Source organism: Caballeronia sp. BR00000012568055 (assembly GCF_029439455.1).
Classification (GTDB): domain Bacteria; phylum Pseudomonadota; class Gammaproteobacteria; order Burkholderiales; family Burkholderiaceae; genus Caballeronia.
Map to the genome: position 1 here is coordinate 42,874 of NZ_JAQFVG010000347.1, position 12,021 is coordinate 54,894.

The following is a 12,021-nucleotide window of genomic DNA, read 5'->3' on the forward strand; positions in this document are numbered from 1 at the left end:
ACCGCTAATACTCGAGGATTTCTGTCAAGTATAAATAGCCCACATATTTAGTCAAGTATCCGGGCCAAAAATATGCAGACGCTTAACTGTCTGCTCTATGCTTTTCAGACGATGAGTTGCGCTCGCAGCGCCTTCAGCAAGCCTTCGCAAGCGTCTTCGCACTGATCGAGCACCGTTTCGAAACCTTCTTCGCCGCCGAAATACGGATCGACGACCACGCGGCTGTCGTCGCGCGTGGCGAATTCCATCAGCATGCGAATCTTGTCGCGATGTTCCGGCGGGGACAGCATGGTCAGCGCGGTGAAGTTGGCGTCGTCCATCGCGATGATCAAATCGAAGCGCGCGAAGTCATCGACCACGACTTGTCTGCCGCGCAGGGCGGAGAGGTCGTAGCTACGCTTTTTCGCCGCGCGCTGCGCACGCTCGTCGGGCGGATCGCCGATATGCCAGTTTCCCGTCCCCGCCGAATCGATCACGATGCGATCCGACAACTTCGCCCGCTCGACCAGATCGCGCATCACCGCTTCGGCGCTGGGCGACCGGCAGATGTTGCCGAGGCAGACGAAGCAAACGGCGATCGAGTTCATCGGACTGAATTTTGGGATAGGGGACGACGGCGTCCGAATTATACAAAGCGCCTGCGCATCCCGCCCGAATCACCCTTTGAATCATCTTCAGCGGCCATCGCGGTGAATGTCGTGCGTGACGAAGCGCGATTCGTTGTTCGGCATCTCCAGCCAGTCGCGATGCGCAAGCGTGCGCCGGATATCTTCCAGCCCGCTCGCCCAGTGCTCGCGCATGGTCGAAAAGCCGAACTGGTAGTCCTTGAAATGCCCTTCGTATTCCTTCTGCCGGTAGATCAGATGGATGATGTTGTAATGCTTCGAACATGCGAGCTCTTCCGCCAGCTTGCACCATCGATCGCTTTTACAAACATCTTCTGGCAGCAGATCCAGCACATGGCGAAGCACATTACGGTATCGCTGCGCGCGCTGCATCTGATCGGTGACCAGGCGCGTGCGGCTGGAAAACTGCACGTCTTTCATGCGCCCCATCACATCGACGATGCTGTCCGGCACCGGCCCGCGCGCGCTCCAGAGATCGACCTGGAAAGCGAGCGTATCGCGGCGCGGCGTGGCGGTCGCGATTTCGTAAAGCGGCGTATTCGACATGAGACCGCCATCCCAGTAAAACTCGCCATCGATCTCGACGCCCGCGAATCCCGGCGGCAGCGCGCCCGACGCGATGAAGTGCTCCGCGCGCAGCTTGATCTGCGTGTTGTCGAAATAAGCGAAGTTGCCGGTCGCGACATTCACGGCGCCGACCGACACGCGCGTTTCGCCCGAATTGATGCGGTCGAAGTCGCACAGGCTTTCGAGCGTGGTTTTGAGCGGTGTCGTGTCGTAGTAGCTCGCGGTCTGCGGCGTGCTCGTTGCAATCGGTGACGGCGGCGGAAAGCGCGGTACGAAAAAACCCTTCTGCCCTTCGACCAACGCACTGAACGCCTGATATGTGGTGAACGCGTTGCGGATCTCATCGGCGGAATCGAAGAGCGCGCGTTCGAGCATCGGCGGAATCGGGAAACCAAAAGCGGGCTGGCAGATCGTGTCCCAGAACTGATTGAGGCGCGTGACGCGATCCTCCGGCGCGTTGCCCGCGATGATCGCGGTATTGAGCGCGCCGATGGATATGCCCGCGATCCAGTTCGGATGAATGCCGACCTCATGCAAGCCCTGATACACGCCCGCCTGATATGCGCCGAGCGCACCGCCGCCCTGAAGCATCAGCGCGACGGTTTCATAAGGCGGCAAGTCGATTCGCCGTTGCGCGCGCTCGCCTTCCTGCGCGCGGCTGTTGTCGTTTTCTGCCATGCGGTCGCGCCCTCTCTTATTGCATGAACCAGCCGTGACTGACGACGAATGATTGGCCCGTCAGCGCCGCCGTCTCGAATGCCGACAGGAACAGCACGGTCTGCGCGACATCTTCGACCGTCGTGAACACGCCATCGACGGTGCCGCCGAGCATCACGCGCTTCACGACCTCTTCCTCGCTGATACCCAGTTCTTTCGCCTGCTCCGGAATCTGTTTATCGACCAGCGGCGTGCGCACGAAACCCGGACACACGACATGCGAGCGGACCTTGTGCTTCGCGCCTTCCTTCGCCAGCACGCGCGCGAGACCGAGCAAACCGTGCTTTGCCGTGACGTAAGCGGATTTGAGCGGCGACGCTTCATGCGAATGCACCGAACCCATATAGATCACGACGCCGCCGCGATCGTCCTTGTACATATGCCGAAGCGCGGCTTTGGTGGTGAGAAACGCGCCATCGACGTGGATCGCCATCATCATCTTCCAGTCCGCGTACGCGTAGTTTTCGATCGGATTAACGATCTGGATGCCCGCGTTCGACACGAGAATATCCACCGATCCAAGTTCCTTCACCACGCGGTCGATGCCCTGATCGACCGCTTCTTCGCTGGTCACGTCCATCGCGATACCGATCGCGCGGCCGCCTTTATCGGCGATTTCCTTCGCTACCGCGTCTGCGCCCGCCTGATTCAGATCGGCGATGGCGACGGCGGCGCCTGCATCGGCCAATGTCAATGCAATCGCCCGGCCGATACCGCTCGCCGCGCCCGTAACGACAGCGACCTTGCCGTCGAGCTTTCCGTTCTGTGACATGCAAACCTCCTTTCCGCGAGTGATGAAGGTGAATGACAACATGCGCGCCGATCGCCGCCTAGTCGTCCGAATGGCATAGGCAATTTGGACTGTCTTTTTTGCCTATGCCATCCGGACGACTGTCGGGCGTGGCCGAGTCAGGCTATTGTGCATGAAGGCCGTGCGGCTCTGCAGCACAGCGGCGTCGGCTAAAATAGATGCCCTTCGCGAGGCGCGCCTCCGTTCTCAACTCGTCACACGCCCCGCGCGGGCCAATCTTCATGCTCAGTTACCGTCACGCTTTCCATGCGGGCAATCACGCCGATGTGCTGAAGCACGCGATCGTCATTCAGATGCTGCGTTACCTCGGCCAGAAGGACAAACCGTATTGGTATATCGACACGCACGCGGGCGCGGGGGTCTACTCGCTGACCGAAGGTTTCGCGACGAAAACTGCCGAATACGAGACGGGCATTGCGCGGCTGTGGGATCGTGGAGATGCGCCGCCGCTCATTACCGATTACATCGACGAAGTCAAAGCGCTGAACCCCGATGACGATATGCGTTTTTATCCCGGCTCGCCGTACCTCGCCTATCGCGTAATGCGCGAGCAGGACCGCATGCGACTGTACGAGCTTCACAGCACGGAAATCGACGTGCTGCGCCACAACTTCCGCGACGCAGGCCGCCGAACGATGATCTACGAAGGCGACGGTTTTGACGGCATCAAGGCAATTTTGCCGCCGCCGCCGCGCCGCGCGCTCGTGCTGATCGATCCATCGTACGAAGACAAACGCGACTACGCGCGCACGCTGACCTGCGTCGAGGAATGCCTGAAGCGCTTTTCGACGGGAACGTACGCCGTGTGGTATCCGATCGTCACGCGCCCGGAGTCACAGCGTTTCGCAGAACAGTTGAAAGCGATTCAGCCCAAGGGTTGGCTGCACGCATCGCTGATCGTGAAAGCGCCGCCGAAGGACGGCTTCGGCCTTTACGGCAGCGGCATGTTCATCCTGAATCCGCCGTACACGCTGGCGGCCGAGTTGAAATCCGCGCTGCCCTTTCTCGTCGATACGCTCGGCGAAGACTCTAACGCATCGTTCAAGCTGGAACATCGCGCGGATTAATACGATTGCCGCGGCGGGCGATTGCGGCCGCTGTTGCTGTTGTAAGGCGTCGCGCCTTGCGTGCCGGGATATTCGACATACGGCTGCACGATGATCGGCGGCTGCCCTTGTTGTTGAATGTCCGGCAAGGTGTCCATCTGGACCATACCCGATGAATTGAGCGGCGCTGTTTGCAGCACCGTGCCAGGCACGCCGCTGTGAATGCCGGTTTGCGTGTCGAGCACGAGCGGCTCGCCGCCGGGTTTCGCCAGCGCCGAGTGCGCGGCGCAAAGCGTCAGGGCGAGCACGGCGGCATGGCGTGCAAGCGACTTCCTCGTGGTGATGATGTGGCCTCGCATCGTTCGCTCTTATCAGTAGACGAAACGGCTTTACCTTACCCCGGTGGCAAGCTTTAGGCTAGGCGTTTGATTACACAACAAGGAGCATCGATGAGATCAAGGATTTTGCTGGCTGCGGTGGCCGCATGTTGCAGCATGAGTGCCTTCGCCCAAACCGCCGCACCCGCGCACGACACGATGGCCGGCATGAAGATGGAGCCGTCGGACTCAGCCTCCACCGCCGCTTTTCAGGCCGCCGATCATTCGATGATGTCGGGCATGTCGAGCATCCAATACACGGGCGACGCCGACCGCGATTTCGTCGCGCATATGATCCCGCATCATGAAGGCGCGGTGGAAATGGCGAAAGTCGAGCTGAAGTACGGCAAGGACGCGAAGCTGCGCAAACTGGCGAAGGACATCATCGCGGCGCAGGACAAGGAAATCGCGTTCATGAAGCAATGGCTGGCGGCGCATCCGCAAAAGAAGTAAAGCCACGCGCGTACGCCGTAAACGACAAAAGCCCCTAACGGGGCTTTTCTTTTGCTCGGGCAACTAACGCTTAGACGTTGTAGCCGTTCGACTCGAGCGAGCGGATGCGCTGTTCGAGTTGGACGATATCCGACGATTGCGCCAGATACTCTTCACGACGACGTTGCTCGGCGATTTCAAACCAGGCGCTTAGCTTTTCGATGATGATTGCAAACATGATGTTCTCCAGAGATTTCAGTGTCCCTGGCGGTTCGGGTCAGGGATTACCCGCATAAGGGATAACCCGGATTATACGAACCTTTTTGACTTTGTGCCAGCGAAATGCATGGTCTGAGTGCGTCATGTTGCGCAATAGTGCGATTCTGCAACAGCAACAAAGTACTGATTTAATAGGAAAAAGCGCACATCAATTCAGTTAACTATACAACTACGTTCTATTTTGGTGCGTTTACTCGGCCAGACGATCCAAAATGGGGCATTCCGGGCGCTCGTCGCCGTGGCAATGTTGCGCAAGATGCGACAAGGTATCGCGCATGTCCGTGAGTTCGGTGATCCGTCGATCGAGTTCGGCGACATGTTCCATCGCAATCGACTTCACTTCCGCACTCGCTCGCGAGCGGTCCTGCCATAACGCGAGCAGCTTGCGAATATCCTCGACGAGAAATCCGAGCCGCCGCGCCTGCCGCACAAAGCGCAGCGCATGCACTTCCTGATGCCCGTACACTCGATACCCCGACGTCGTGCGCCCAACCGGATTGAGCAAGCCGACGCTTTCGTAATAGCGGATCATCTTGGCCGTCACGCCCGACGCGCGCGCCGCTTCACCGATGTTCATCCAACGCTCCTGAAGAAAAATCTGAAATCGACTCTACACCTTCCCACGATGGCAAGGTATACGATATAGATCGTCGAAGCTTTTTCAATAGAGGAACCGGAATGACCGAATTCGAAGTTCAGGGCATGAGTTGCCAGCATTGCGTTGCAGCCGTTACGCGTTCGATTCAGGAAATCGATCCGCAAGCACGCGTTCAGATTGATCTGGAGCGTGGGAAGGTCGCGGTCGAATCGACGCAGACGAACGATGCGCTGAAAGACGCGATCGACGACGCGGGTTACACCGTGCTCGGCGTTGCATCGGCATGAGGAAGGTTGCGATCATCGGCGCGTCAGGATTGCTCGGGCGCGCCGTCAGCCGTGAACTCGAGCGCGCGGATGGATGGCAGCTTGTGCGGACCGCGCATCGGCGGACGGGCGCGGGCGTCGTGAGTCTGGATATTCGCGATCACGAAGCCGTGCGCAACTTCCTGCGCGCCGAATCGCCGGATGCGGTCGTGGTTGCCGCAGCCGAACGCCGGCCTGACGTGTGCGAGAACGATCCGGCGCTCGCACGCGCACTGAATGTCGAAGCGCTCGCGACGATCGCCGAAGCGCGCGCGTGGGTTCTGTCGATTTCGACCGACTACGTCTTCGACGGCACGTCGCCGCCCTACTTTCCCGACGACGCGCCCGCGCCACTCAACGCCTACGGCCACAGCAAACTCGACGGCGAACGCGCGCTGCTTTCGGCCGATCCCGCCGCGTGCGTGCTGCGTCTGCCGCTGCTTTACGGACCGTTCGTCGATTGGGCCGAATCGGCGGTGACGAGCCTGACGCCCGCCATCGTCCAATCAGCGGAAACGGGCAGCGCGCCCGCCTCGATGGACGCCTGGGCGACGCGCTATCCGACCTACACGCCCGACGTCGCCGTGGTCATTCGCGGCATGCTCGACCACCACGCGCGCGGCCATACAATTTCGGGCATCACGCAATGGTCCGGCGACGAGCCTATGACCAAGTTCGATATCGCCGAACGCATCGCGCGCGTGCTGAAGGTGGACGCCAAACTCACCGCGCAGCGCACACCGACCGACGCGACGCCGCGCCCGCGCGACTGCCATCTCGATTCGGGACGGCTCGAAGCGCTCGGGATCGGCCGCCGCACGCCGTTCGATGTCGCCATCGCTTCGTTGCTGGCGAATTATCCGGCGATGCCCACTCAGTGAAAATCGCGGCTCGTCGCGGCGAGCCGCCCCAGCAAGGCGCTGTGATCTTCGAGCCGCTGCGCCACCAGATGACGCACGTCGCCTTCCATCTGCCAGACGCCGTGCACGCCGAGCAGCGACGCGCCCAGCAAAACCTTGCGCTGTTTCTCGACGAGCCCCGGCCACACGATCACGTTGATCGAGCCGGTTTCGTCCTCGATCGAGACGAAAATCGTGCCGTTCGCCGTGCCCGGACGCTGACGCACCGTAACGATGCCGCACGCGCGCACCATGCGTCCGTTGCGGATATCGCCGAGTTCGGCGGCGGTTTTGAAGCGCATCCGCGTCAGCCGTTCGCGCAGCAGCGCAAGCGGATGCCGATTGAGCGTAAGGCCGAGACTCGCGTAGTCATCGACGATTTCGCGGCCTTCGGGCGCTTGCGGCAAAGCGAGCGCCGGCTCGCTCATCGGCGCGTCGCGCAGTAATTCGGGCGCGCGCTGCTGCGCAGTCACTTCCCACCACGCCTGCCGGCGATGCCCCGCGATACTCGCCAGCGCATTGCCAGCCGCGAGCGCTTCGAGTTCACGTCGCGATAGGTTCGCGCGGCGCGTGAGATCGTCGACATCGACGAACGGCGCCTGGGCGCGCGCAGCCATGATCCGCTCGGCGGCGGCCTGCGAAAACCCCTTGATCAGATGCAGACCGATACGCACGCCCGGCCCGGTCGCGCCGTATCGCCTGGCGGCCAGCGCGACGCGCGCGGAGAGCTTGCGCGCACCGCGCCGCATCGTCTTGCGAAAAACCTGCTGCGGCATGGGCGCGACGTAGAACTGCTGGCGACGCCGCTCCTTGTCGGCATCGAAAAGAACACGTTCGCCGATGCCCGGCGCATTTTCGAGCACCGACTCCCAATCGCTCAGCGATACATCCGGCGCAAACACCTGCACGCCATGACGACGCGCGTCCTGCACGAGTTGCGACGGCGAGTAAAAACCGAGCGGCTGGCTGTTGAGCAGACCGGCCAGAAACGCGGCGGGTTCGTATCGCTTGATCCACGCGCTGAAGTAGACCAGCAGCGCGAAGCTCGCCGAATGACTCTCCGGAAAACCGTATTCGCCGAAGCCCTCGATCTGCTTGCACACGCGCGCCGCGAACTCGTGCGCGTAACCGCGCGCGAGCATCTTCGCCATCAAATCGGCCTGATATTTTTCGAGATTGCCGCTGCGTCGCCACGCGGCCATTGCGCGGCGCAGCTGATCGGCCTCTTCGGCCGTGTAGCCAGCGGCGACCATCGCGAGCTTCATCACCTGTTCCTGGAAGATCGGCACGCCGAGCGTGCGTTCGAGCACGGGCCGCAACTCTTCCTTCGGATAATCCGCCGCTTCCAGACCCTGTTTGCGACGCAAATACGGATGCACCATGCCGCCCTGAATCGGACCGGGCCGCACGATCGCCACTTCGATCACGAGGTCGTAGTATTTTTCCGGGCGCAATCGCGGCAGCATGCTTTGCTGCGCGCGCGATTCGATCTGAAACACGCCGACCGTGTCCGCGCGGCAGCACATCTCGTAGACGGCTTTGTCCTCGCGCCGGATATGCGTGATGCCGAAGTCCGGAATGCCCCGCCGCAGCGCGACGAATTCGAGCGCGCGGCGAATCGCCGACAGCATGCCGAGCGCGAGCACATCGACTTTCAACAGCTTGAGCTGATCGATATCGTCCTTGTCCCACTGAATCACGCAGCGGTCCTTCATCGCGGCGTTTTCGATCGGCACGAGCCGCGACAAACGCTCGCGCGCAATCACGAATCCGCCGACGTGCTGCGATAAATGACGCGGAAATCCACGCAGGTCGCGCGTCAATCGAATCAAATGTTTGGTGATATGCGAGTCCTCTTTGAAACCCGCTTCCTTCAGATACCCCGCCACCGCCGACGGCCCGTCCCACCATTGCTGCGACTTGCCGATCCGTTCGATCAGCGACGCCTCCAGCCCGAGCGCCTTGCCGACATCCTTTAGCGCGCTGCGCGTGTGATACGTCGTCAGCGACGCCGCCAGCGACGCGCGATGCCGCCCGTACTTCCGATAGATGTACTGGATCACTTCCTCGCGCCGCTGATGCTCGAAATCGACATCGATATCCGGCGGCTCGTTGCGCGCCTGCGAGATGAATCGCTCGATCAGGAGGTTTGAGCGGATTGGATCGAGTTCAGTGATGAACAGGCAATAGCAAATGACGGAATTCGCCGCCGAACCACGCCCCTGACACAAGATCTTCTGGCTACGCGCGAACGTGACGATGTCATACACCGTCAGAAAGTACTTCTCGTACTTCAGCTTGGAAACGAGCGCCAGTTCCTTTTCGATCAGGCCGATTGTGTCGGCATCCATGCCATTCGGCCAGCGCTTGAGCGCGCCCGCGATCACCTGTTTGCGCAAATAACTTGCGGGCGTTTCGCCGGGCGGCACGAGTTCTTCGGGATATTCGTATTTCAGTTCTTCGAGATCGAACGTGCAGCGCGATGCCACCTTCAACGTTTCAGCGATCGCCGCGCGCGGATAAAGCGCGCCGATTCGCAAGCGCGTGCGCAGATAGCGCTCCGCGTTCGCTTCGAGCGCGTAACCGCACTCGGCAAGCGGCCGATTCAGGCGAATGGCGGTGAGCGTGTCCTGCAAGGGCTTGCGCGAACGCGCGTGCATCAGCGCACCGCTCGCCGCGATAAGCGGCAATCCGCTCGCTTCCGAAATCACGTGGCAGGACGCGAGGCGTTCGTCATCGCTGCCGTCTTGCCATAACTCCAGCGCGAGCCACGCGCGGCCTGCGGCAAAACTCGCGAGCCAGTGCGCGCGATCCAGCGTATCGGCAAGCGTGGCCGAGCGCTGCGGCACGAGGATCAGCAGACAATCGGGCAAATGCTTCAAATGCGCGATATCACCGCGCAAATCCGTCGAATCGAGCGCGCTGGACGAGGCGGCGGGATTGGTGAAATCTTCGGGACAGAGCTTGTAGCTACCCTTGGGCGATCGCGAACGCGCCAGCGAAATCAGCTCCGATAAGTTGCCGTAGCCCGCACGATTCGTCGCAAGCGCGATCAGCGTGCAAAATGGCGCACCGTTGGCATCGGTGAGATGCAATTCGCTGCCAATGATCAGCTTCAACGGGGGCTTCTGCTTGTGCGCCGAATCCGCCACCTTTTCCCGCGCTTCGATTTCCTTGATGGCGCCGTAAGCGCGCACGACGCCCGCAAGCGAGCACTCGTCCGTAATCGCGATCGCGGTATAGCCCTGCTCCAGCGCCGTCGCCGCCAGTTCCTGCGGATGTGACGCCCCGCGCAAGAACGAAAAGTTGCTCAGACAGTGCAGTTCGGCGTAATCAGGCAGGAGCGTCGAGGAAGACACCGCCTTCTCGCCTTTCAGTTCGATGATGTCGCTTAGATCTTCCATCGCCGCATCATCCGAAAAAGCCGTGCAGATACCACGCACCGCTCAGGCGCTCGCGATACACCCAAAACATGCGACCGCGATCGTCGGAGGCGACGTAGTAATCGCGCTGAACGCCATTGCCGTCCCACCAGCCGGCTTCGATACGCTCCGTCCGGCTGACCAGCTTCAGCGGCCGCCGATAAAACGGCCGCTCGTTGCGCAGCATCATCTTTTGCGGCGCTTCGAGAATCCATACGGGTCGCGGCTGCGATGGAATGGCACGGTCAGGAAGCTCCAACTCCTCGCCGATTTCCTCGGTTTCCTTCGCTTCTTCGTCGATTTTCTGGTCTTCTTCTTTCTTTTTTCCTCGCTTCTTCTTGGTTTCACGCACAGGCTGATACGCTTCGACCGACATCGCCGCTTCCGGCCGATGATCTTCATGTCCAACCAGTTGCACCACGTTCTCGGCACCGAGCCGCGCGCTCAGACGTTCGAGCAATTTCGCCATCGATTCATTGTCCGAGGTCGGCATCGGAAAAAGCGTGTCGGGCGGCGGCGCGTGCTCGCTGACTTTATCGGCGAACAACTTCATCTCGATTACCGACGCGATAAGCGTCTCGTGATTGAGCTTTTCGCGCAGCAACCAGAGGATGTGATCGGAATCACGCGTCGGCACGGCCCACTTGACATTGAGCGTCGAGGTCTTCGGCGCGTGGCGCGCGGCCAGCTCATGTTCCAGCAAAAGCGAAAACTCGCTGACCGCTGCGTGATGCGCACTCAGCCATCCGGCCAATTGCAGCACCAGCCGGCGCGCCGCGAATAACAGCGCTTCGGCACTATCCACGCGCGCCTGCAATTCAAGCCGCGCCTCGAACGATGCCGGCGCGCAGAACACTTCGCGTGGATCGGGTGCCTGCCCGTACGCTTGCGCGAGCCACTGCAAAATACCTTGTCCGAAGCGCCGCGCGACGCCCTTTCGCGGCAACTGCCGCAGATCCGCGATCGTCGCACAACCAATCTGCTCGAACGCGCTGCCATGCGATTCCGCCGATGGCACGAGCGAAACCGGCAAGGCATCGAGCACACGCACCAGCGTCCTTTCTTTCACTATCCGCACGCGACGCGTGACACGCCGCGTGCGCGCATGCGCAAGCAGCCACGCGCCCCAGGCAGTCGGCGCGCAGCCCATACGCGAAGTGAAGCCGCAGCCTTTGACTGTAGACATCACTTTCTTGAGCAGCGCCCGCAGTCCGCCGAACAGTCGCATGCTTGCGCCCACTTCCAGCAGCACCGTATTCGCATGCGCAAGCACGACCTTCGGCGTAAACGCGAGCAAAGCCAGCGCAACGGATTCGAGCGCGCGCTGCTCCTCGCCGATATCGACGGCAAGCAAGGTCAGCTGCGGCGCCAGCGCGAACGCATGCGAGCGCGTGCTGCCCGGCCGCACACCGAGCCGAAACGCGATGAGATCGGGCAACAGAATCCGCGCGTGATCGGCAAGCGCGAAGCACGGCTGATCGATGCCATCAGTCGGCGTCGAGCTCGCTCCAGGCGAAGTCGTACTCACCGGCGAGAAGGGCATCGACGGCGGCCTGACGGCTTCTAGCGATAAAAGCGGCAATGTCACCGCTATCCACAGCATGTCTGACCTCTTTGACCTCACGTTCCGCGTTTGCTCTCCTTGCCTGATCCGCGCGGCGAATGTGTTCCGGCAACGCTGGCTTCAGGACGGGCAAACGCAACTGCAATGGTTTGATCAGTAATGGACCACGCCGCTTGATGATGTCGATTTCCAGCATGACTGTGGACATCCATTCCCGCCGATTCATGGTTTGCGCATTGGCAGGAGAGCTAAAGTCGGAAGTGGTGTACGGGGGAGTTGAGGCGGGAAATTGAAGGCGGTGGTGGTTTCAGCTGAGAATCTGATTGTCGAAGTCGGAAACCAGCGAACAACAAAACCATCCACCATGAGCAAGGATAC

Annotated in this window: 13 protein-coding genes; 4 read left to right on the plus strand and 9 right to left on the minus strand. The window is 60.9% G+C overall.

All coding sequences use genetic code 11. The features are described from left to right. Window positions 1-104 precede the first annotated feature (104 nt). From P7F28_RS30495 to P7F28_RS30505, 3 genes are all read right to left on the minus strand, one after another. Complete coding sequence (locus tag P7F28_RS30495) at window positions 105-587, minus strand: low molecular weight protein-tyrosine-phosphatase (RefSeq protein ID WP_277188849.1); 483 nt, start codon at window positions 585-587, stop codon at window positions 105-107. A gap of 87 nt (window positions 588-674) precedes the next feature. Beyond that, complete coding sequence (locus P7F28_RS30500; RefSeq protein ID WP_277188851.1) at window positions 675-1,871, minus strand: patatin-like phospholipase family protein; 1,197 nt, start codon at window positions 1,869-1,871, stop codon at window positions 675-677. 16 nt (window positions 1,872-1,887) lie between these two features. Further along, window positions 1,888-2,682 carry a 3-hydroxybutyrate dehydrogenase gene (locus P7F28_RS30505; protein WP_277188853.1) on the minus strand — a complete coding sequence of 265 codons (795 nt, stop codon included), beginning with the start codon at window positions 2,680-2,682 and terminating at the stop codon, window positions 1,888-1,890. A gap of 260 nt (window positions 2,683-2,942) precedes the next feature. Between P7F28_RS30505 and P7F28_RS30510 the strand changes: the two genes are divergently transcribed. Further along, window positions 2,943-3,788, plus strand: coding sequence for a 23S rRNA (adenine(2030)-N(6))-methyltransferase RlmJ (locus P7F28_RS30510; RefSeq protein ID WP_277188855.1), 846 nt, complete (start codon window positions 2,943-2,945; stop codon window positions 3,786-3,788). Here the strand turns inward: P7F28_RS30510 and P7F28_RS30515 are convergent. Next, window positions 3,785-4,126 (minus strand): hypothetical protein, encoded by a 342-nt coding sequence (locus P7F28_RS30515; RefSeq protein WP_277188857.1) that lies wholly within the window; start codon window positions 4,124-4,126, stop codon window positions 3,785-3,787. The genes P7F28_RS30510 and P7F28_RS30515 overlap by 4 nt on opposite strands. Before the next feature lie 90 nt (window positions 4,127-4,216). On the opposite strand from P7F28_RS30515, the gene P7F28_RS30520 reads away from it, so the two are divergent. Beyond that, window positions 4,217-4,597: a DUF305 domain-containing protein gene (locus P7F28_RS30520; protein ID WP_277188860.1), complete on the plus strand. Its 381-nt coding sequence runs from the start codon at window positions 4,217-4,219 to the stop codon at window positions 4,595-4,597. A 70-nt stretch (window positions 4,598-4,667) separates the two neighbouring features. On the opposite strand, the gene P7F28_RS30525 is transcribed toward P7F28_RS30520, so the two are convergent. After that, window positions 4,668-4,814: a DUF3563 family protein gene (locus P7F28_RS30525; protein WP_277188862.1), complete on the minus strand. Its 147-nt coding sequence runs from the start codon at window positions 4,812-4,814 to the stop codon at window positions 4,668-4,670. A gap of 231 nt (window positions 4,815-5,045) precedes the next feature. Beyond that, window positions 5,046-5,432 (minus strand): Cu(I)-responsive transcriptional regulator, encoded by a 387-nt coding sequence (gene cueR, locus P7F28_RS30530; RefSeq protein ID WP_277188864.1) that lies wholly within the window; start codon window positions 5,430-5,432, stop codon window positions 5,046-5,048. Window positions 5,433-5,533: 101 nt separating this feature from the next. Between cueR and P7F28_RS30535 the strand changes: the two genes are divergently transcribed. Then, window positions 5,534-5,740, plus strand: coding sequence for a heavy-metal-associated domain-containing protein (locus tag P7F28_RS30535; RefSeq protein ID WP_277188866.1), 207 nt, complete (start codon window positions 5,534-5,536; stop codon window positions 5,738-5,740). Further along, window positions 5,737-6,639, plus strand: a complete 903-nt coding sequence (locus P7F28_RS30540) for an SDR family oxidoreductase (RefSeq protein WP_277188868.1) — start codon at window positions 5,737-5,739, stop codon at window positions 6,637-6,639. The genes P7F28_RS30535 and P7F28_RS30540 overlap by 4 nt, the downstream gene beginning before the upstream one ends. Here P7F28_RS30540 and P7F28_RS30545 read toward each other — a convergent pair. Genes P7F28_RS30545 through P7F28_RS30555 form a run of 3 tightly spaced genes read right to left on the minus strand, consistent with a single transcriptional unit; the run spans window position 6,633 to window position 11,839 of the window. Beyond that, window positions 6,633-10,061, minus strand: coding sequence for an error-prone DNA polymerase (locus P7F28_RS30545; RefSeq protein ID WP_277188870.1), 3,429 nt, complete (start codon window positions 10,059-10,061; stop codon window positions 6,633-6,635). The two genes, P7F28_RS30540 and P7F28_RS30545, sit on opposite strands and share 7 nt — an antisense overlap. 7 nt (window positions 10,062-10,068) lie before the next feature. Further along, the gene (locus tag P7F28_RS30550; protein ID WP_277188871.1) at window positions 10,069-11,622 is read right to left on the minus strand and encodes a DNA polymerase Y family protein; all 1,554 of its coding nucleotides are present in this window, start codon (window positions 11,620-11,622) and stop codon (window positions 10,069-10,071) included. After that, window positions 11,567-11,839 carry a hypothetical protein gene (locus P7F28_RS30555; protein ID WP_277188873.1) on the minus strand — a complete coding sequence of 91 codons (273 nt, stop codon included), beginning with the start codon at window positions 11,837-11,839 and terminating at the stop codon, window positions 11,567-11,569. The genes P7F28_RS30550 and P7F28_RS30555 overlap by 56 nt, the downstream gene beginning before the upstream one ends. Window positions 11,840-12,021: the final 182 nt, after the last annotated feature.

Bases quoted from the DNA above. Each gene is read 5' to 3' on its own strand.
- P7F28_RS30510 (WP_277188855.1), top strand. From the start codon at position 2,943: ATGCTCAGTTACCGTCACGCTTTCCATGCGGGCAATCACGCCGATGTG.
- cueR (WP_277188864.1), bottom strand. From the start codon at position 5,432: ATGAACATCGGTGAAGCGGCGCGCGCGTCGGGCGTGACGGCCAAGATG.
- P7F28_RS30515 (WP_277188857.1), bottom strand. From the start codon at position 4,126: ATGCGAGGCCACATCATCACCACGAGGAAGTCGCTTGCACGCCATGCC.
- P7F28_RS30540 (WP_277188868.1), top strand. From the start codon at position 5,737: ATGAGGAAGGTTGCGATCATCGGCGCGTCAGGATTGCTCGGGCGCGCC.
- P7F28_RS30505 (WP_277188853.1), bottom strand. From the start codon at position 2,682: ATGTCACAGAACGGAAAGCTCGACGGCAAGGTCGCTGTCGTTACGGGC.
- P7F28_RS30495 (WP_277188849.1), bottom strand. From the start codon at position 587: ATGAACTCGATCGCCGTTTGCTTCGTCTGCCTCGGCAACATCTGCCGG.
- P7F28_RS30535 (WP_277188866.1), top strand. From the start codon at position 5,534: ATGACCGAATTCGAAGTTCAGGGCATGAGTTGCCAGCATTGCGTTGCA.
- P7F28_RS30520 (WP_277188860.1), top strand. From the start codon at position 4,217: ATGAGATCAAGGATTTTGCTGGCTGCGGTGGCCGCATGTTGCAGCATG.
- P7F28_RS30550 (WP_277188871.1), bottom strand. From the start codon at position 11,622: ATGCCCTTCTCGCCGGTGAGTACGACTTCGCCTGGAGCGAGCTCGACG.
- P7F28_RS30500 (WP_277188851.1), bottom strand. From the start codon at position 1,871: ATGGCAGAAAACGACAACAGCCGCGCGCAGGAAGGCGAGCGCGCGCAA.
- P7F28_RS30525 (WP_277188862.1), bottom strand. From the start codon at position 4,814: ATGTTTGCAATCATCATCGAAAAGCTAAGCGCCTGGTTTGAAATCGCC.
- P7F28_RS30555 (WP_277188873.1), bottom strand. From the start codon at position 11,839: ATGCTGGAAATCGACATCATCAAGCGGCGTGGTCCATTACTGATCAAA.
- P7F28_RS30545 (WP_277188870.1), bottom strand. From the start codon at position 10,061: ATGGAAGATCTAAGCGACATCATCGAACTGAAAGGCGAGAAGGCGGTG.